This is a genomic window from Aliidiomarina sedimenti (genome assembly GCF_003986955.1).
Taxonomy (GTDB): domain Bacteria; phylum Pseudomonadota; class Gammaproteobacteria; order Enterobacterales; family Alteromonadaceae; genus Aliidiomarina; species Aliidiomarina sedimenti.
Genome location: NZ_PIPN01000002.1, coordinates 412,121 through 429,486 on the forward strand (window position 1 = coordinate 412,121; position 17,366 = coordinate 429,486).

Sequence of the window (17,366 nt, forward strand, 5' to 3'; positions counted from 1 at the left end):
GACTACAAGCGCATGGGCATAACAACGTACAACGCCGAGTCATCCGCGTTGTCTTCAACCAACGCACTACTATTGGCGTCGCTTAACGTGAACTTCACTTGCTCACCCTGAATAGAACTCAACACGTCGAGGACGTAGGTTACGTTGAATCCGACTTCCAGAGCGTCGCCCTGATAATCCACTTCAATAGCTTCTTCCGCTTGTTCTTGTTCCGGGTTATTGGCAGTTAATGCCAATTCGCCTGAACTCAGATTCAAACGTACGCCACGAAACTTCTCATTGGACAGAATCGATGCCCGGGCACAGGCGCTACGCAACAGGTCTTTATCAGCAATTACCGTCTTATCACCACCTTGCGGAAGCACACGTCGATAGTCAGGAAAGCGACCGTCAAGCAGCTTACTGGTAAACACCATGCCTTCGCTACGAATCCGGATATGGTTCTGGCCAATGGCCACCTGAATAAGTTGGTCGTCCTGCTCCAGCAGACGCATCAACTCAGTCACACCTTTGCGCGGAACGATCACCTGCCGTTGTGGTAAGCCAGACTGCTCGAGTTGCATCCCGGCCATCGCCAGACGGTGTCCGTCCGTGGCAACCGTGCGTAACTGATTGTCATTGACTTCGAACAACATCCCATTCAGATAGTATCGAACATCCTGATTCGCCATCGAAAAATGAGTTCGTTCCATCAGGTGTTTCAGTTCCCCCCGAGCAAGCTCAAAGGTAACTTCAGCCTCCCACTCATCGATGTCCGGAAATTCGCTTGCCGGCAACGAACTCAAAGTAAACTTACTGCGGCCTGAACGGAGAATGATTTTATCACCATTCGACTCAAGCTTAACGTCATGTCCCTCCGGTAAGCTGCGAACAATGTCCAGCAGCTTTTTAGCAGGAACCGTCGCTTCGCCTTCTACGGCGCCTTCCAGGCTGACCTTAGAGACCAACTCTACCTCCAGGTCAGTGCCCGTCATGCGCAGCTCATCGCTACTCACCCGAATTAACACATTGGATAAAATCGGTAAGGTGTGACGCCGTTCTACCGCACCGCTAACAACCTGCAGTGGCTTCAGTAGTGCATCCCGAGTGGTGCTAAAGTTCATGTGCGTTATCTCCCATACTGTTGCGAGCCGGTTTGTGGCGCGCTATGTCCGTACCACAGCATATGCAGACATGTTCGTTAAACCGACAATGTCCGGTTAAGATTGCGAAAGTCTTCCTGGATCTCATGATCCAACTCTATCAACTCTTTTATTTTGCGACAGGCATGCAATACCGTGGTGTGATCCCGGCCGCCAAATGCATCGCCTATTTCAGGCAAACTATGGTTGGTCAGTTCCTTGGCTAAGGCCATCGCTAACTGACGAGGGCGGGCAATCGAACGACTGCGCCGCTTTGAGGTCAGATCTGCCACTTTAATATTGTAATACTCCGCCACCGTGCGCTGGATATTATCAATCGTTACCAGTTTTTCCTGCGCAGCGATTAAGTCACGCAGCGCCTCTTTGACGAAATCAATGGTTAGCTCTCGACCAGTCAAATTTACATTCACCGCAACCCGGTTCAACGCGCCTTCCAGTTCCCGAACATGGGAACGAAGACGTTTAGCAATAAAAAAGGCTACTTCATGCGGTAATTTGATGCCCCGCTCTTCGGCTTTTCGCTCCAGAATTGCGACCCGTGTGGGCAGCTCAGGCGGCTCAATGGCGACGGTTAAGCCCCAGCCAAAGCGCGATTTCAGGCGGTCATCAACCCCTTCGATTTCTTTAGGGTAGACGTCACTTGTAAGTATAACCTGCTGATTTCCCTCAAGTAACCAATTGAACGTGTGGAAAAATTCGTCCTGGAAATGTTCTTTACGGGCAAAAAACTGAACATCATCGATGAGCAAAGCATCCACCGAACGATAGCTCTCTTTGAACGCGTCAATTTTATTGTGCTTCATGGCATACACCATGTCCTGCACAAAGCGCTCAGCACGAAGGTAGTAGACCTTGGCATCCGGTTTACGCGCCAAAATACCATTGCCGACCGAATGCAATAAGTGGGTTTTACCCAGGCCCGTACCGCCGTAGATAAACAGTGGGTTATACGCTCCGCCCGGATTCTCGGCGACCTGAAGGGCTGCCGCACGCGCCAATTGATTGGACTTACCTTCGACAAAGTTTTCAAAGGTATAGGAACGATGCAAGTTACTGCTTTGTAGCGAAACCGGGCGATCATCATCAGATGTCCGGCGCTGAGGCCGTGGCCGTTGGTTCGAAACAGACTGACTGCTGGTTTTACGGCTACCATTCAGGCTGCTGTTATTGGTATTGCTATTTGTTCGCGCTCCACCGACTTTCAATTCAACATTCGGTGGTTCCTTGCCCGCTTCTTCGCGCAGGAAACTAATAATTTGCTCGAGGTATTTATCCTTCACCCAATCCATCACATAGGTATTGGGTGCGTACAAAAACAGGGTGTTATTCTCTAGTTCGACCTGCAAAGGTCGAATCCAGGTATTAAAATGCTGCATGCTTAACTCGCTTTGTAAACGAGTGGAACACTGCTGCCAAAGCGACTTACTCACGCTTCACTCCTGCTATCCTGTTTTTATCATTGAATGGATGTGACGAGCGGCCAAACCCTGGCTCGCGATCAAGCCACCATAATACGGAATTAGGCGGCCGCACGCCAGTCATTTACTAGTAAAAAGGCAAGTTATCCACAGCAATTAGTGATCACTTTACGTTGACACAGATCCTTTATTTTTGTAGAATTCGCGCTCAAATTTTAAGACACGTTCACGTACGGAAGTATTGTTATGAAAAGAACATTTCAACCAAGCGTTTTAAAGCGCAAGCGCACTCACGGTTTCCGTGCTCGTATGGCTACCAAGAATGGTCGTCAGGTTTTAGCACGTCGCCGCGCCAAAGGTCGTAAAGTACTGAGCGCTTAATGCTCAGTACTTTTTTACTCAGGCTACCTGAGTGACTCAGAATACATATCCGCGGGAGTTACGTCTGTTAACTCCCGCGGATTTTCAATTCGTATTTGATAACCCTCCAGTTAAAGCTGTTACTAAAGAAGTAACCGTTCTTGCCAAACCAAACTCCCTTTCGCACCCTCGGCTGGGCATTACAGTCAGTAAAAAACGAGCGCGTCTGGCGGTAGAACGCAACCGCATAAAAAGAATTATGCGTGAAAGCTATCGGTTACAGCAGCACAATCTGTCAGGGTTTGATATTATCGTCATCGCAAAACCTGGTATCACCAATTTGGATAATCAGGCATTGCATGACTTGATGAATTACCTATGGCGAAAATTAAGCAAGCGCTGCAAGCAATACCAATCGCGTTAATTCGCGTCTATCAGCTTGTTATTAGCCCTATACTGGGGCCGCGCTGCCGTTTTTACCCTACGTGTTCACATTACGCCATCGAAGCAATTCGCATCCATGGCGTGCTCAAAGGCAGCGCACTCGCTGCTAAGCGCATTGTGAAGTGTCATCCGGGAAACTCCGGTGGCATTGACCCAGTGCCAGGTTCTCAACTTGAAGCGGAAACGCAACAAAGGCAAAAAGAGACAAAGTAACCCTATGAATTCGCAACGTTCCCTACTCATTATTGCTTTGCTGGTCCTTAGTTTCTTTATGTTCCAGCAATGGCAAACCAGAGACGCAGCGTCCACTCCGGGAGTTGATGCCGCTAGTAAACCTGAACCCACCAATGTTTTACCTACTGTAGGTAACGACGAGTCGAGCAACCTGGTGCCAGGCACTGCCGACGACCAGCCAGACTCAACCTCTGCGGACATGCCTCTGAGTACGGATGCAGAATCGGGTGATACCATTCGCGTGCGCACTGACGTATTGGATGTCGAAATTGACCTCCTTGGCGGTGATTTAGTTAACGCGTACTTGCTTGAGTTTGCTGAACGTCAAGGTGAGGCCGAGCGTTTTAATATCATGCATCGCCGCACCAACCACACATACATTGCGCAGAGTGGCCTGGTAGGTCGCGACGGTACCGATTCGCCAAACGAGCCGCGCCCGACTTTCAGTGCTGAGCGCAACGACTTTTCGCTGGATTCAGGCGATGTTTTAGAAGTCCCGTTGACCTACGTCAGTGACGACGGAACTGAATTCACTAAAACATACGTGTTCCGCCGCGGTGACTATGCCGTGGATGTTCGCTATGACATCGCTAATAACGGCGAAAGTGCCAAGCGTGTCGCGCTATATGGCCAGTTACGCCAAAGCATGGTTAGCGACTCCGGCAGCATGTTTATGCCAACGTACCGCGGTGCTGCGTTTTCAACCCAGGACACGCGTTATGATAAATACAGCTTTGATAAAATCGAAGACCGTAACCTGAATCAAACCACAGTCGGTGGTTGGGTTGCGATGCTTGAACACTATTTTGTCAGCGCCTGGGTACCAAACCAGGTTGGCCAGAACGTTATCTACACCATGGCTGCGCCAAACAATGAAGCGGTTATCGGGTTTACCAGCCAGACCATTCAGGTAGAGCCAGGTTCACGCGGCCAGGTTGAAGCCAGCCTGTTCCTTGGACCAAAAGATCAGGACCGCCTTAGTGACCTGGCAGAGAACCTCAATTTAACCGTTGATTACGGATTTATGTGGTGGCTGGCTATTCCTCTGTTCAGCCTGATGCAGTTTATCTACGGCATTTTTGCCAACTGGGGTGTCGTTATTATCCTGGTGACGCTGATTGTTAAGATGATTCTGTATCCACTGACCAAAGCGCAATACACCTCCATGGCAAAAATGCGCATGGTCGCACCGAAAATGAAAGCGCTTAAAGAGAAGCATGGGGAAGACCGGCAGAAGCTTGGTCAGGCCATGATGAAACTCTATCAGGAAGAAAAAGTGAATCCGCTCGGTGGCTGTTTGCCGATGCTGCTGCAACTGCCTATTTTCTTAACCCTGTACTGGGTGCTGTTAGAGTCTGCCGAATTCCGTCATGCTGACTTCGTGCTCTGGATTACTGACTTATCCAGCCGTGACCCATTCTTCATTCTGCCATTGCTGATGGGTGGCTCGATGTTCCTGATGCAACGGTTACAGCCAAGCCCGGTTACCGACCCAATGCAGAAGAAGATCATGCAGCTGATGCCTGTTCTGTTCACTGTGTTCTTCTTGTTCTTCCCATCTGGTCTGGTTCTATACTGGCTTACCAGTAACCTGGTCTCAATTTCGCAGATGCTCTGGATTTATCGACAGATTGAGAAGAAAGGCTTCAAGGGCCAGAAAAAGAAAGCGTAAGCGCCCCTTGGACTGTTAACCTTAACTAGCCCGGCATCTGCCGGGCTATTTTTTTGCTAGGCTAGAAGTGCGAACAACCGCCCATTTACCAGAGGTAATTCAGCATGCGCCGTTCCCGTTCAGTGTTTCATTTGCTCTATTTGATTGTTATTGCCGTACTCCTGACCCTGCTCTATGTAGAACGTTATGAGGACACCGAAACAACTTCGGATACGGACCAGCAGGCAAACGTCAGCGCTACCCGGGAAGACGACTACCAGGCGCAACACCATGCACTAGTGGACCAGTTAGAAACCCTCGAGACAACCCTGCTGGACCAACTCTCCGCCCTGCAGCAGCAGCTCACCCGACTGGAGGATGCAACTGGCAACAGAGCGCCTGGTTCTACTGAGACAACAGAACAAACCCCTGCCGCAGGCAGTCCCCAACAGCCAGTAACGGTTGATACCACGATGCTGGATGATTTTGCCTCCCACCAACAGCGTTTCGATATTCAGTCGGTAGACCCTGACTGGGCGTATCGTACCCGTGAACGTATCGTCGAGCTATTTGCTGATGACCCGGCACTGAAACACTACCAACTCAACGATATCGAATGTCGCACGACCCTATGCCAGGTAGACATCCGCGACCGCCGTCCGACAAACGAGAACAACATCGAAGCAAGCCTGCAAAACCCAGAACACCTGCGTCAGGCATTAGATCTGGTTAACAACAACGACCACGGTTTGCACTATCTGATTCGAATGGACAGCAACAATGGTCGGTACCGGGTTCTGCTCGAGCGAACCAATGTCAAAAACGACGACTAAGCTTCGATGGACGCGTTGCTGCTTTTTCCCGATAATACAGCTCTTAATTTCTAATCTGGTGCCCTCATGAGCAGACCGCAGGCTGAGCAATTCTCCAACGACAGCATCGTCGCCCAAGCAACTCCTCCCGGCAAAGGCGGCGTGGGCATTGTCCGTGTCTCAGGGCCACAGGCTGAGTTGGTGGCACACCATCTGCTAGGCCACTGCCCTAAACCACGCTATGCAGACTACACGCCGTTCAGCGATGGCAAAGGCCAGGTGCTGGATCAAGGCATCGCCCTGTTCTTTAAAGGGCCGAATTCATTCACCGGTGAAAATGTACTTGAATTGCAGGGTCACGGTGGCCCCGTCGTCATCGATATGCTGATTAGGGAGATCCTGACGTTACCTGGCCTGCGCATGGCCCGACCAGGAGAATTCAGTGAGCGGGCCTTCATCAACGACAAGCTCGACCTTGCCCAGGCTGAAGCGATTGCGGATTTAATCGACACCACCTCAGAGCAGGCCGCACGGATGGCCTTACAAAGCCTGCAGGGGGAGTTCTCGCACCGGATTGATGTACTGGTCGATGCGGTTATTCAGTTACGTATGTATGTCGAAGCCTCAATTGATTTTCCCGACGAGGAAATTGATTTTCTTAGTGATGGCAAAGTGGCGAACGATCTCAACCGCATCATTGATAATCTCCTGGCTGTCGAACGCGAAGCCCGCCAGGGGTCTTTATTGCGAGAAGGCATGCGGGTTGTTATCGCCGGCCGGCCGAACGCCGGTAAATCCAGTTTGCTTAACGCATTGGCGGGCCGTGAATCAGCGATTGTAACGGACATTGCAGGGACCACCCGCGATGTCCTTCGCGAACACATTCAAATTGATGGGATGCCACTGCATATCATAGATACCGCAGGGCTGCGGGAAAGTCCGGATAAAGTTGAGAAAATAGGTATTGAACGGGCTTGGCAGGAAATCGAGCAAGCCGACCGTGTGCTATTTATGGTCGACAGCAGTGAAACATCCGCAAATGACCCAATGGATATCTGGCCGGAATTCTTTCAGCGGCTGCCTGAGCATATCCCCTACAGTGTAATTCGCAACAAAGCGGATTTAAGCGATGAACCGGCTACTATTCAACACCACCAGGGCCACAACCAGCAAAACGTGCCAGTGTTGAACCTGTCCGCTAAAACCGGCCTTGGCATCGAACTTCTGCGCTCTCATCTGAAAGAATGCATGGGCTTCAATGACAACATGGAAGGGGGCTTTATGGCCCGCCGCCGCCATCTTACCGCACTGGAAATGGCCCGAAATCACCTGCTATCAGGCAAGGAACAGCTGGAGCTGAACATGGCGGGGGAAATCCTCGCCGAAGAACTGCGCCTTACCCAACAGCATTTAAATGAAATCACCGGTGAATTCACCAGCGACGACCTGCTTGGTAAAATTTTCGGCTCTTTCTGTATCGGCAAATAAAAAGCTACCATTGGATCAGCGCAATGGTAGCCAGCTGGCGACTCAGGGTTTGAGCAGGACTTTGCCTTTGCGGCCCGGCTCAAGGGTAGCCCGGGCAGCCTCGGCTGCCTCGGCCAGTTCATAAACACTGTCAACAGAGAGTTTCAGCTCACCACTCAGGGTACGCTTTAGAAGCTCTCCAACCAGACGTTGTTTGTTCTCTGAGCTCATCTCCTGACTAACCTTACTGCCCCAAAATCCTTTCACTGTGGCTTGTTTGAAGATCACATCCCCGGAGCCAATGCTCATCGGCTCACCGGTCATTGAGCCAAAGGAAACCAGGGTGCCGCCTTCGCCAAGCAGCGTCATCAAGTCCCCGCTCGCCTTGCCTCCAATAGAGTCGACGGCAGCGCTAATAGAATTGTCACCGACCAGAGCCCGAACCTGATCCTGCCAATCTGCCTGAGCGGTAGAAACCGCATTGGTAATACCCAGCTCGGCCAATTCATCAACACCTGCATCACGGCGTACCAAATTGATGGTATGCACACCGCGAGCAGCTGCCAACATCGCCAGGGTTTTCCCAACGGCGCCGTTTGCCGTGTTTTGCACCACCCACTGACCAGCCTCGACCTGCAGGAACTCAAGCAGCATCAACGCGCTCAGTGGCATTGCAATCAACTGAGCCGCGGTTTCATCTTTAATCTGGTCAGGCATCGGGATTGTCATTCGCGCTGGCGCGGTGAAATACTCGGCCCAGGTGCCGTGTGCGCTGGCGACAGCGACCCGTTGCCCGACCGACAGACCGTCCACACCTTCGCCAAGCGCGTCGATTACGCCGACGGCCTCGCTTCCGCCAATGGCTGGCAGCTCGGGTTTATAGCCATACTGGCCGCGTATAGTCCAAAGATCATGATGGTGTATCGAACCCAACAGTGTCTTAATCCGGACTTCGCCCGGGCCAGGCTGTGGAACTGGGCTATCGCCGAGCTTGAGAACATCAGCAGGTTCACCGAATTCAGTATAAATAGCACTGCGCATATCAAATTCCTTAACTAAATAAATTCCAAATAACCGTTTCTTGTCGAGCCAGGCTGGCCGACTACAACAGTTTAAGTAATGCTGAAGCAGTCGCTTCGGAGCTAGCCGGGTTCTGACCAGTCACCAAATACCCATCCGTCACCGCCAGAGGTTCCCAGTCCGGGCCTTTTTCATACAGACCCCCTAACCGTTTAAACTCATCTTCGATCAGGAAAGGTACCACCTCAGTCAGGCCCACAGCGTCTTCTTCACTGTTCGAGAACCCGGTTACCCGGCGACCCGCCACTAACGGCTGACCGTCAGCGTCGCGCACCTTTACCAATGCGCCAGGTGCGTGACAGACTAAAGCAAGCGGCTTGTCAGCACGGGCAAAGGCTTCGAGTAAATTAATTGAGGTTGTATCAGTCGCAAGATCCCACAACGGCCCATGCCCTCCAGGATAGAACACAGCATCGAAATCAGCCGCATCAACCTGACTCAGTGCCAGGGTCGCTGCCAACTGCTTGTTCGCCTCGTCGTCCTGGCGAAAGCGCTCTGTCGCAGCGGTCTGTGCTGATTCGTCGTCACTCTTAGGATCCAGCGGCGGCTGGCCACCAGCGGGGGATGCCAGGGTAACGTCCGCGCCAGCGTCTTTAAATACATAGTAGGGTGCCGCTAACTCTTCCAGCCAGAAGCCAGTCTTCTCTCCGGTGTCACCTAAACGATCATGAGACGTTAAAACAACTAAAATTTTCATAGGTCATTGCTCTCTTCTATTTCTAAACTGAAGTGAATTTCTACATTGAAATGAAGCAGCCAATGCTGCTGCAGGAGCACCATCTTATTTAAAATTAGACCAGTCGTCTAGAGAAGTAAAAATCAGACCCATAAAACTGTTATGGGTCTAATCTAAGCCCAACATCCGTTTAGTAGCCAGCAGGGCTGACTCAAGTGGTTTCCGATCGCGGGTTATTTTGGCACGCAGACTGGCTCCCATCCATAGCTGATAGAGACTGGTTGCTGCTTCGCTACTTTCAGTCCAGGGACGCAATGAGTCATCCGCAACACCTTGCTCCAACGTCTGCGCAAGGCGCGCAATAATAGCTCCAGTTCCCTGTTCGAGGACCTTACGCATGCCTTCCGACAAGTCACTAACCTCAGCGGCGAGCTTAACCGCCAGACATTTGCCTTTAGGGTCGCAATCGGCCTCAATATCGAGCCAATATTGCCAGTATCGCATGAGTCGCTGCGCGGCAGAGGCGCCCGGCTGGGTCAATACAGTTTCAAGCTGGAGTAAATAATCCGCAAAGTAGGTTTCCAGCAAGGCTTCACCAAAGGCTTCTTTCGACTTGAAATAGTGATAAAACGACCCTTTGGGAACGCCTGCGGTCTGTAGGATTTCATTCAGCCCGACGGCAACAAAGCCTTTACTGCTGATAATTGGCTTGGCCGTGTCGAGGATATGCTGCCGAACATTGCTGGTTGCTGATAGTTTCATAGCCACATTTTATAACTTGATTAGACCAGTTGTCTACAAAGCCGAGCTGTTCTGCTAAATACGCAGTCCAGGAATGTCGAAGTAAGTAAGCGCTCACATCATAAATCAAAAAGTAAGTGCTTAGTAACGGATTGGTAAGTATCGAAGCGCAAACCTAAGGACTGTTCTCTTGCAAGACGGTCCTGTCGAACCTCGCTACGCACCTTTGTCGAAAAGCAACTACACTACTAACTATCGCAATAATAGAGTGAGACAAAGGCATGCATTTGAAAACCTTCCCATTTTCTTTAACCATTATTAAGCTAGCCGCCATTGCAGCAACCTTGCTCAGTGTAGGCGCCTGTAGCAGTGTCTATTACGATACCATGGAGAAATTCGGCTACGAAAAACGCGACATCCTGGTATCACGGGTTGAAGACTCGCGCGACGCTCAGTCAGATGCTCAGGAAACCTTCCGCAGCGCCTTAGAACGCTATCAGAGCGTTATCGATACCCCGGAAAGTGACCTCCGTGAAAAATACGAAGAAGTCCGGGAAGCATATGAAGACAGCGAAGAGGCCGCTAAAGAAGTAAGTGACCGCATCGCGGAAGTCGAAGATGTCGCAGATGACCTGTTTGATGAATGGGAAGATGAACTCGATCGCTATACCAATCAGCAGCTTCGTGCTTCCAGCGAACGTCAGCTGGGTGAAACGCGCCAGCAGTATGAAAGTCTGATTAGCCGTATGCAACAAACAGAAGAACGTATGGGCCCGGTATTGCGCGCTTTTGAGGACCAAATGTTGTATTTGCGTCACAACCTAAACGCGCAATCCATTGGCGCGCTGGAGAGTGAACTTACTCAGATCAGAAGTGATGTTGATACCCTGATCCGTAATATGGAAACTTCGATTGCGGAATCTGAAGCCTTCATCCAACGCTTAAGAAGCCAGTAACTAATTTTTTAATGCCAATCAAGCAGCGTAAAGCGACGTTTCAGTCGCTTTGCGCTTGCCCACGATCGGCACTTTTTATCCGCAGTTGTCCGGGCTCCACCACCAGATCCATTCCCAGCCGTTGTAATAGCTGATAACGGCTATCGTCCTGATCGAAACGATACACCGGATGTTCATCCAGATAATCATGCAGCAAGCGGTATATCTCCGTGTGTAAGCCGTTTAAACGAAGCGAGCCAAGCCCTGTCTCGACGGAGGAGTCTTCGAGCACCAAATCGCGAATAAAAATTGCGTGATGTTCGGCGCTGTAACTAGGAGCGCCGGCCATACTCAAATCAACCGCAACCGGGTATTGCTGACCAAACACAGTCGCATTCAGCGTTGACTGGGTGCGAACCCGGACTTTGCCATCACCGTCCTGGCCAATATCAAGTTCCAGTGCATCAACATTCAGCGCCGCACTTAAACCCGCAAAGTCGACCTGATAGCGGGTTGACTGCAGTTCATTCAGCGCCAGCTGCTCCAGTTCATCCTCACTGATGGTGTAATTAATCAACTGACCCATTTGGGCGCACGCTGTCATCAGGCACCCTGCAACTACAACTGTTATCAATCTAATCATAATGACGCTTCCCGTTCACTTGGTGGTTGGCCTGGCTTTTCTGTGTCACCAGCTAAGAGTTCACTGGCAACCCGTTCCATAACCAGTGTCTCACGCCCTATAGATATGCCCATACTGTCAGGCCGACGCTGCATTACCTGACGGTTATGACGAATCGCGTCATTCAGCGCCACCCACTCGACCGACATACCATTGCTAACTTCATAGTGTTCCAGCTGATTCGCAACCAATGGCTGGTTGAGTTTGCAGTGGTACCAGTAGGAGGTCTGAAACATCATGTCCCAGTCCGCTTTCCAGGTAGGCTGATGTTCCGTGACTTTGCCAAAAGGCGCGATGATATCAATATCATGGGCACCGGCTTCTTCATGCAGTTCACGGCGCAACCCCAGCTGAGGATCTTCGCCCGCATCCAGTCCACCCCCAGGGAAGCTGAAGTCGTCATAGCGTGATGTATACATCAATAGTATTTTTTCATCGCGCAGAACAATACCGCGTGCTGCTTCACGTTTTAGCACTTTCAGATCTTGCTGGTTACCCAGGCTTTCAATAGAGTGGTGGGTAAGGTGCGCTAACAACCGCATACAGGGCGCTCCGTTGCTTGATAGATTAACTGGACAAAAAAACAGCGCAGAGTATACATCAGGCACCCACTAAAAGAGAGGGGCGTTACTTACGCAACACGTCCGCCAGCGGCTTTAACCTCGGAATATGCGATATCACGACCATAATAACAGTCATTACCGGCACTGCGAGTAACACCCCGACAGGTCCCCATAGCCAACCCCAGAAAAAGATAGAGACAAAAACGATGATCGGGTTAACCGCTAAACGCTGGCCGTGAATGTAGGGTTCAAGAAAGAAGCCGATAACGGTAATCAAAAGCACAAACGCCCCCGGAACCAGGAGAATTTGCCACAGCTCCTGGAACGTAGCCACCGAAACCACCAATAGCAGACCCGTACCAAGAATACCGCCAATGTATGGAATAAAACGGACTAAACCAGCCACTAGTCCCCACAATACAGGCGTGGGTAAACCAACGGCCCAGGATAACAAACCAACCGCCACACCAATGCCGACATTAACTGAGGTGATTACTCCCAGGTAACGGGCTATCTGCTCCTGACCGGAACGCACGATGCATAGAAAGATATGCCGCCGCTGGCGACGCATTTGTTGCGCCAGATTGCGCACCAACACATCACCGCTGACCAGAATAAAATAGGTTAGCGCCAGCGCTAACGCGAGACCCGTTACGCCACTTTGTACTTGTGTCGCAAGCCGGTTCTGCCAAAGTTCACTTTCATGAATAATAACCTGAGGTTCGTCCGACTCTTCGACTTCATCTTCAACTTCGGCCTGAATATCTTCGGCCGCTCGTTGTAACTTTTCCAAATCCTGCTGAACTTCGCTACGCCCCTGCAATAACCTTTCAACCGCACGGGGCGCATCTTCCGCCCATTGTGTTAGCGGTGCGAAAACCCCGTAACCAATACCGGCAAGTGCAGCAATAAAGGTTAGGATCAAAGCCAACGCGCTTATGGTGCGCGGAATATGCCAGCGTTTGCCGGCAGTCGCGACCGCCGGTGCCATCAACAGGCTTAACAGCAACGCAAAAACAATCGGCAGCAAAATTTCACTGGCCAGAAACAAAGTATATAAAACCGCAAAGGTGAACAGCCCATAAATAGGCGTGCTTAAATCCTGTTTCTTGATGGTTTTTAGTAAGCTGGAATTGCTTTTGGATTCAGGGTTCTGACTGCTTTGCATAAACCGCCTCAACATATCTTATTGTTATAACTGCTGCTAACTATAGCTTACTGCGGCATTTCTAAATGATAAGTTTTTCTAAGTTAACAGATACTATAAATACATCTTCAAAACGCTAAAATTTTGTTGAGAAACGCGCAAAAACCAAAGCCAGCTGCTAGAATCCGCCCGTCTCAGGTTGTCCTCCGACCTGTCTCACCGAGCAATTATCTTTGCTAGCAACAAACACAACTAATCACTGAATTAGAAGAGTAAAGCATGAAACGAAGCAAACTTGGCCTCCTCGGCCTTGGGCTTGGTCTTGCACCCGCCCCCGTATTCGCCGCCAGCGGCACTCTTGACCTGACCACCTCAGGTGTTGGCTATATCGCCCTAATTATTTTCACCCTAGCCTATTTACTGGTCATGGGTGAAGAAAAATTGCATCTGCGTAAATCGAAACCTGTACTCGTCGCCGCCGGTATTATATGGGCTCTGATTGGCTGGCACTATGTCCAGGCGGGCCTGCCTTATGAAACGGCAGATGCCTTCAAGCACACCTTGCTTGAATTCGCCGAACTGATGCTCTTCTTGCTGGTCGCAATGACCTACATTAATGCGCTGGAAGAACGTCGCGCATTTGATGCGCTGCGGGCCTGGCTGGTGCGGAAAGGCTTTAGTTACCCAGCACTGTTCTGGATTACCGGCCTGTTGGCGTTTTTCCTTTCCCCCATCGCCGATAACCTCACCACCGCCTTGCTGATGTGCGCGGTGGTCATGAAAGTGGCAGAGCACGACAGCAAGTTCATTGGTTTAAGCTGCGTCAATATTGTCTTAGCCGCCAATGCGGGCGGTGCGTTCAGTCCATTCGGCGACATTACCACACTGATGGTGTGGCAGGCCGGCGTTATCAACTTCCAGGAATTTTTTGTGCTCTTCATTCCGGCAGCCGTCAGTTACCTGGTGCCGGCCTGCGCAATGTATTATTTTGTGCCAAAAACCAAACCAGGTGGCGTGATCGAGAACGTCGAGCTGAAACGAGGCGCTATCCGCATTGCCTGTCTGTTTGTCTTCACCGTAATTACAGCGGTGTGCTTTAAAACCTTACTTAACTTACCGCCGGTCATGGGCATGATGATGGGCCTGGGTTACCTGCAGTTCTTTGGTTATTTCCTGCGCATGACGTTGCCGGGCTCACTGGCCCGTAAACGGGCAAAAGCCGAGCAACGTGGCGATCAACAGGCATTGAAACGGCTTGGTGGGGTAGTTCCTTTTGATGTCTTCAGCCGGGTTCAGCGGGCCGAATGGGACACCTTACTCTTTTTCTATGGGGTCGTGATGTGTGTCGGTGGCCTCGGCTACATGGGTTATCTCGCCGTACTCTCCAACTTCCTCTATCTGGACTGGAATGCAACCGGCGCCAACATTGTGCTTGGCTTGCTCAGTGCCGTGATCGATAACATTCCAGTAATGTTCGCTGTACTTACCATGATGCCAGATATGAGCCATGGTCATTGGCTGCTGATCACGCTTACCGCAGGTATCGGTGGCAGCCTGCTATCCGTCGGCTCCGCAGCAGGAGTCGCTTTGATGGGACAGGCCCGGGGTCATTACACCTTTTTTGGACACCTGAAATGGTCCCCGGTCATCTTATTAGGCTATATAGCCGGGGTTGCGGTTCATCTCTGGCTCAACGCCAGTTACTTCGCTATTCATTCATAGTGGTATCGACCACAGGTTATCCCGTGATGCGCGGTGGTCGTTTGCGATTGTGACCCGTAGGAGGCGCCAGAATTGGCGCTTTCTTGTATTTACGCCGAACCCAGTTAATGGTTCTAAGAACCCCCGGCTGCAGCACAACCCATCGCTCCATTCTGTATTTGCCCGGCACGTCCGACATAATCAACGCGGCCAGTAATGTCAGTAAACCCTGTCCGGGCAACACCAGCATCAATAGCCCCGCCACCATCAGCACCAGTGCCAGCAGATTGCGCGCCGTAGTGAACCAGTACGACGACAAACCACGACGCCTGCGCCGATGCGCACCTAGAAAGTAGTCTTTCGGCATATAAATAATCAGCACCGGCAGGACCACTAAGGACACCACAGCAAGTATAACGCTGATGGAGGTTAACCAGGGGAGATATGGCTGAATCCAGTCAAACGCTGCTACTAAGCCCTCGATCATCCTTGTTCCCTGGCCGATAAGCACTCTAAATTCACTACTCAGCCCCTCCTTTCTTTACCTGCGCAATAAACTCTTCTCCAGCATGTTTACCATGCAAATAGCCTTTGCGTAAGCGTAAACCATTGCGCGAGAGGCGACCGACTTTAAATTCAGGTCCAGGAGCGAGCATACGCATATTGCAATCCGCAGGCGGCTCGTCGATAAAATCAAGCGAGCGATTGTAATGCTGATAACGGTCTTTGGTCGCCCTGGCTAGCGCAGGTTGTTTGCGCAAAACCAGGTTCATAAAGGTTTTGTTCGCTGGTCGTTTGCGGTACCCATGGCTTTGCGACAGGATCACGGTAATATCGCGGGCACCCCAGGCGTACGCAGTCTCGACGGGGATCGAATCGCTTAATCCGCCATCGGTCATCGCCATCCCTTTCACTTTGGGATAATCGCGATAGGCAAGGGGAATAGCACAGGTCGCTGGCAACACATGACCCAGGTTATCAAGATCTATCTGGCTGTAGCAGGGTTTGCCGTCCCGAATCCGGGTCGACACCACATAGAGAGGAATTCCGCGCCGCAAAAACATCGCCTCATCAAGCACCTCATCCTTCGCCGATTCTTCAATGAGCCAGCGCACATCGGTCAGGTGCCCACCAGTTAACGCGCGCCGAAAGTTAATAAACTCGGGGCGGGTAGCATGGCTTTGGAATACCTTGTAGGTTCGTTGGAAATCCCCTGAAAGGTAGCTTAACGCAGCGGTGGAACCCGCCGAGACACCAATCACAAAATCAAATGGATAGAAGTCAGCCTGAATAAACGCATCCAGTACCCCAGCCGCAAAAATGCCACGCATAGCGCCGCCTTCCACCACTAAAGCTCGTTTACCTTTTGGCTTATGAGGCATCAGCATAGGGTCGACCGCCAACCATCTTGTTGTATTCGAATGTAGTACTGCATACCATCTGCCCCCACTCTAACTACCTACTATAAACTATAGCGAGATCTCAGCAAGGTAGGCTTGTGCTTTACTGGTTCCATGCTTAAAGCCTTTGTCTAGTTTACGCGTATCGCGGGTAAAACGACCGACGTTAAACGTAGTATCAGGGGCTATCACTCTAACCTTACAATCAGCTGGTGGGTTCGCTATGAAGTCCAGCGCATCGTTATAGCGTTGATGACGGGAATGCACTGCTGCACACAGCGCCGGATGTTGTTGTAGTAACCAGTTTGCCAGCCAGGGGGTGCGTGACTGGCGCATTCGATAGCCCAGCGGCCGTGACAACACCACCGTGATATCGCGGGCTCCCTTCTCATAGGCATAACGAACCGGAATCGAGTCGCTGACACCTCCATCGGTCATCGCTTTACCATCCAGCTCCGGAAACTCACGAAAGACAACCGGAATTGCACAGCTGGCAGGGAAGGCCTGATGCAAATTCTGTTCATTGATCACCGTGTAATGAGGTTCGCCGTTGTCAATCTGGGTACTGACCACATGCAGCGGAATGCTGCGTTCAAGATAGCGGTCAAATGACAAAGGCACCTCCTCAAATGAAGTAAACCAAAGCCAGGCAACATTGCAAATATGGTCCGTTTTACTCAGCAACGCCCGCGGACGAATAAACTCTGGCCTGATCGCATACGTGGTAATGACTTTATGGTTTCTACCCAGATCACCAGCCAGGTATCCAATCAAATTGGTCGCGCCCGCTGATACGCCGACAGCGAAATCAAACGGGTTATAATCCTGCTCTAAAAAATAATCTAAAACCCCCGCTGCAAATATTCCGCGCATCGCGCCACCTTCGACTACCAGTGCCTGCATATATCCGTTA

General features: G+C 51.0%; 19 protein-coding genes. 8 read left to right on the plus strand and 11 right to left on the minus strand.

Features of this window, described 5'->3' with window-relative positions:
• Positions 1 to 2: 2 nt before the first annotated feature.
• Positions 3 to 1,103 (minus strand): DNA polymerase III subunit beta, encoded by a 1,101-nt coding sequence (gene dnaN, locus CWE12_RS06545; protein WP_126788871.1) that lies wholly within the window; start codon positions 1,101 to 1,103, stop codon positions 3 to 5.
• Positions 1,104 to 1,180: 77 nt separating this feature from the next.
• Positions 1,181 to 2,518 (minus strand): chromosomal replication initiator protein DnaA, encoded by a 1,338-nt coding sequence (dnaA, locus tag CWE12_RS06550; RefSeq protein WP_420836632.1) that lies wholly within the window; start codon positions 2,516 to 2,518, stop codon positions 1,181 to 1,183.
• Positions 2,519 to 2,806: 288 nt separating this feature from the next.
• Here dnaA and rpmH point away from each other — a divergent pair, with 288 nt between their 5' ends.
• The 6 genes from rpmH (at position 2,807) to mnmE (ending at position 7,549) form a co-directional block, all read left to right on the plus strand.
• The gene (gene rpmH, locus CWE12_RS06555; RefSeq protein ID WP_055439485.1) at positions 2,807 to 2,941 is read left to right on the plus strand and encodes a 50S ribosomal protein L34; all 135 of its coding nucleotides are present in this window, start codon (positions 2,807 to 2,809) and stop codon (positions 2,939 to 2,941) included.
• A 31-nt stretch (positions 2,942 to 2,972) separates the two neighbouring features.
• Positions 2,973 to 3,344: a ribonuclease P protein component gene (gene rnpA / locus CWE12_RS06560; RefSeq protein WP_126788873.1), complete on the plus strand. Its 372-nt coding sequence runs from the start codon at positions 2,973 to 2,975 to the stop codon at positions 3,342 to 3,344.
• Positions 3,299 to 3,577: a membrane protein insertion efficiency factor YidD gene (gene yidD / locus CWE12_RS06565; RefSeq protein ID WP_126788874.1), complete on the plus strand. Its 279-nt coding sequence runs from the start codon at positions 3,299 to 3,301 to the stop codon at positions 3,575 to 3,577. Before rnpA ends, yidD begins: the two co-directional genes overlap by 46 nt.
• A gap of 4 nt (positions 3,578 to 3,581) precedes the next feature.
• Positions 3,582 to 5,270 (plus strand): membrane protein insertase YidC, encoded by a 1,689-nt coding sequence (gene yidC, locus CWE12_RS06570; RefSeq protein ID WP_126788875.1) that lies wholly within the window; start codon positions 3,582 to 3,584, stop codon positions 5,268 to 5,270.
• A 104-nt stretch (positions 5,271 to 5,374) separates the two neighbouring features.
• The gene (locus CWE12_RS06575) at positions 5,375 to 6,082 is read left to right on the plus strand and encodes a hypothetical protein (protein ID WP_126788876.1); all 708 of its coding nucleotides are present in this window, start codon (positions 5,375 to 5,377) and stop codon (positions 6,080 to 6,082) included.
• Positions 6,083 to 6,148: 66 nt separating this feature from the next.
• Positions 6,149 to 7,549 carry a tRNA uridine-5-carboxymethylaminomethyl(34) synthesis GTPase MnmE gene (mnmE, locus tag CWE12_RS06580; RefSeq protein WP_126788877.1) on the plus strand — a complete coding sequence of 467 codons (1,401 nt, stop codon included), beginning with the start codon at positions 6,149 to 6,151 and terminating at the stop codon, positions 7,547 to 7,549.
• A 42-nt stretch (positions 7,550 to 7,591) separates the two neighbouring features.
• On the opposite strand, the gene CWE12_RS06585 is transcribed toward mnmE, so the two are convergent.
• From CWE12_RS06585 to CWE12_RS06595, 3 genes are all read right to left on the minus strand, one after another.
• Complete coding sequence (locus tag CWE12_RS06585) at positions 7,592 to 8,569, minus strand: zinc-binding dehydrogenase (protein WP_126788878.1); 978 nt, start codon at positions 8,567 to 8,569, stop codon at positions 7,592 to 7,594.
• A gap of 61 nt (positions 8,570 to 8,630) precedes the next feature.
• A complete protein-coding gene (locus CWE12_RS06590; protein WP_126788879.1) occupies positions 8,631 to 9,305 on the minus strand; it encodes a type 1 glutamine amidotransferase domain-containing protein in 675 nt (224 codons plus the stop codon).
• 147 nt (positions 9,306 to 9,452) lie between these two features.
• A complete protein-coding gene (locus tag CWE12_RS06595; RefSeq protein ID WP_126788880.1) occupies positions 9,453 to 10,046 on the minus strand; it encodes a TetR/AcrR family transcriptional regulator in 594 nt (197 codons plus the stop codon).
• A gap of 260 nt (positions 10,047 to 10,306) precedes the next feature.
• Between CWE12_RS06595 and CWE12_RS06600 the strand changes: the two genes are divergently transcribed.
• A complete protein-coding gene (locus tag CWE12_RS06600) occupies positions 10,307 to 10,981 on the plus strand; it encodes a DUF2959 domain-containing protein (RefSeq protein WP_126788881.1) in 675 nt (224 codons plus the stop codon).
• Positions 10,982 to 11,021: 40 nt separating this feature from the next.
• Here CWE12_RS06600 and CWE12_RS06605 read toward each other — a convergent pair whose 3' ends face one another.
• The 3 genes from CWE12_RS06605 to CWE12_RS06615 all read right to left on the minus strand — a co-directional run bounded on the left by CWE12_RS06605 (position 11,022) and on the right by CWE12_RS06615 (position 13,373).
• Positions 11,022 to 11,564, minus strand: a complete 543-nt coding sequence (locus CWE12_RS06605; RefSeq protein WP_157981935.1) for a YceB family lipoprotein — start codon at positions 11,562 to 11,564, stop codon at positions 11,022 to 11,024.
• A 35-nt stretch (positions 11,565 to 11,599) separates the two neighbouring features.
• On the minus strand, positions 11,600 to 12,184 hold the full coding sequence (locus CWE12_RS06610; RefSeq protein ID WP_126788883.1) for an NUDIX hydrolase: 585 nt from the start codon (positions 12,182 to 12,184) through the stop codon (positions 11,600 to 11,602).
• An 85-nt stretch (positions 12,185 to 12,269) separates the two neighbouring features.
• The gene (locus CWE12_RS06615; protein WP_126788884.1) at positions 12,270 to 13,373 is read right to left on the minus strand and encodes an AI-2E family transporter; all 1,104 of its coding nucleotides are present in this window, start codon (positions 13,371 to 13,373) and stop codon (positions 12,270 to 12,272) included.
• A 258-nt stretch (positions 13,374 to 13,631) separates the two neighbouring features.
• Here CWE12_RS06615 and nhaD point away from each other — a divergent pair, with 258 nt between their 5' ends.
• Positions 13,632 to 15,074 carry a sodium:proton antiporter NhaD gene (gene nhaD / locus CWE12_RS06620; protein ID WP_126788885.1) on the plus strand — a complete coding sequence of 481 codons (1,443 nt, stop codon included), beginning with the start codon at positions 13,632 to 13,634 and terminating at the stop codon, positions 15,072 to 15,074.
• Positions 15,075 to 15,090: 16 nt separating this feature from the next.
• Here the strand turns inward: nhaD and CWE12_RS06625 are convergent, their stop codons facing one another.
• The 3 genes from CWE12_RS06625 to CWE12_RS06635 all read right to left on the minus strand — a co-directional run bounded on the left by CWE12_RS06625 (position 15,091) and on the right by CWE12_RS06635 (position 17,356).
• Positions 15,091 to 15,540, minus strand: a complete 450-nt coding sequence (locus CWE12_RS06625; RefSeq protein WP_126788886.1) for a hypothetical protein — start codon at positions 15,538 to 15,540, stop codon at positions 15,091 to 15,093.
• A 34-nt stretch (positions 15,541 to 15,574) separates the two neighbouring features.
• Positions 15,575 to 16,441 (minus strand): patatin-like phospholipase family protein, encoded by an 867-nt coding sequence (locus tag CWE12_RS06630; RefSeq protein WP_241984153.1) that lies wholly within the window; start codon positions 16,439 to 16,441, stop codon positions 15,575 to 15,577.
• Positions 16,442 to 16,522: 81 nt separating this feature from the next.
• Positions 16,523 to 17,356 carry a patatin-like phospholipase family protein gene (locus CWE12_RS06635; RefSeq protein WP_126788887.1) on the minus strand — a complete coding sequence of 278 codons (834 nt, stop codon included), beginning with the start codon at positions 17,354 to 17,356 and terminating at the stop codon, positions 16,523 to 16,525.
• Positions 17,357 to 17,366: the final 10 nt, after the last annotated feature.

What these genes read in the sequence shown, in the direction of transcription:
- mnmE (WP_126788877.1), top strand. Translation starts at nt 6,149, where the DNA reads ATGAGCAGACCGCAGGCTGAGCAATTCTCCAACGACAGCATCGTCGCC.
- CWE12_RS06625 (WP_126788886.1), bottom strand. Translation starts at nt 15,540, where the DNA reads ATGATCGAGGGCTTAGTAGCAGCGTTTGACTGGATTCAGCCATATCTC.
- yidD (WP_126788874.1), top strand. Translation starts at nt 3,299, where the DNA reads ATGGCGAAAATTAAGCAAGCGCTGCAAGCAATACCAATCGCGTTAATT.
- CWE12_RS06595 (WP_126788880.1), bottom strand. Translation starts at nt 10,046, where the DNA reads ATGAAACTATCAGCAACCAGCAATGTTCGGCAGCATATCCTCGACACG.
- dnaA (WP_420836632.1), bottom strand. Translation starts at nt 2,518, where the DNA reads ATGCAGCATTTTAATACCTGGATTCGACCTTTGCAGGTCGAACTAGAG.
- nhaD (WP_126788885.1), top strand. Translation starts at nt 13,632, where the DNA reads ATGAAACGAAGCAAACTTGGCCTCCTCGGCCTTGGGCTTGGTCTTGCA.
- CWE12_RS06585 (WP_126788878.1), bottom strand. Translation starts at nt 8,569, where the DNA reads ATGCGCAGTGCTATTTATACTGAATTCGGTGAACCTGCTGATGTTCTC.
- CWE12_RS06605 (WP_157981935.1), bottom strand. Translation starts at nt 11,564, where the DNA reads ATGACAGCGTGCGCCCAAATGGGTCAGTTGATTAATTACACCATCAGT.
- CWE12_RS06615 (WP_126788884.1), bottom strand. Translation starts at nt 13,373, where the DNA reads ATGCAAAGCAGTCAGAACCCTGAATCCAAAAGCAATTCCAGCTTACTA.
- dnaN (WP_126788871.1), bottom strand. Translation starts at nt 1,103, where the DNA reads ATGAACTTTAGCACCACTCGGGATGCACTACTGAAGCCACTGCAGGTT.
- rpmH (WP_055439485.1), top strand. Translation starts at nt 2,807, where the DNA reads ATGAAAAGAACATTTCAACCAAGCGTTTTAAAGCGCAAGCGCACTCAC.
- CWE12_RS06610 (WP_126788883.1), bottom strand. Translation starts at nt 12,184, where the DNA reads ATGCGGTTGTTAGCGCACCTTACCCACCACTCTATTGAAAGCCTGGGT.
- yidC (WP_126788875.1), top strand. Translation starts at nt 3,582, where the DNA reads ATGAATTCGCAACGTTCCCTACTCATTATTGCTTTGCTGGTCCTTAGT.
- CWE12_RS06590 (WP_126788879.1), bottom strand. Translation starts at nt 9,305, where the DNA reads ATGAAAATTTTAGTTGTTTTAACGTCTCATGATCGTTTAGGTGACACC.
- CWE12_RS06575 (WP_126788876.1), top strand. Translation starts at nt 5,375, where the DNA reads ATGCGCCGTTCCCGTTCAGTGTTTCATTTGCTCTATTTGATTGTTATT.
- CWE12_RS06600 (WP_126788881.1), top strand. Translation starts at nt 10,307, where the DNA reads ATGCATTTGAAAACCTTCCCATTTTCTTTAACCATTATTAAGCTAGCC.
- CWE12_RS06635 (WP_126788887.1), bottom strand. Translation starts at nt 17,356, where the DNA reads ATGCAGGCACTGGTAGTCGAAGGTGGCGCGATGCGCGGAATATTTGCA.
- CWE12_RS06630 (WP_241984153.1), bottom strand. Translation starts at nt 16,441, where the DNA reads ATGCTGATGCCTCATAAGCCAAAAGGTAAACGAGCTTTAGTGGTGGAA.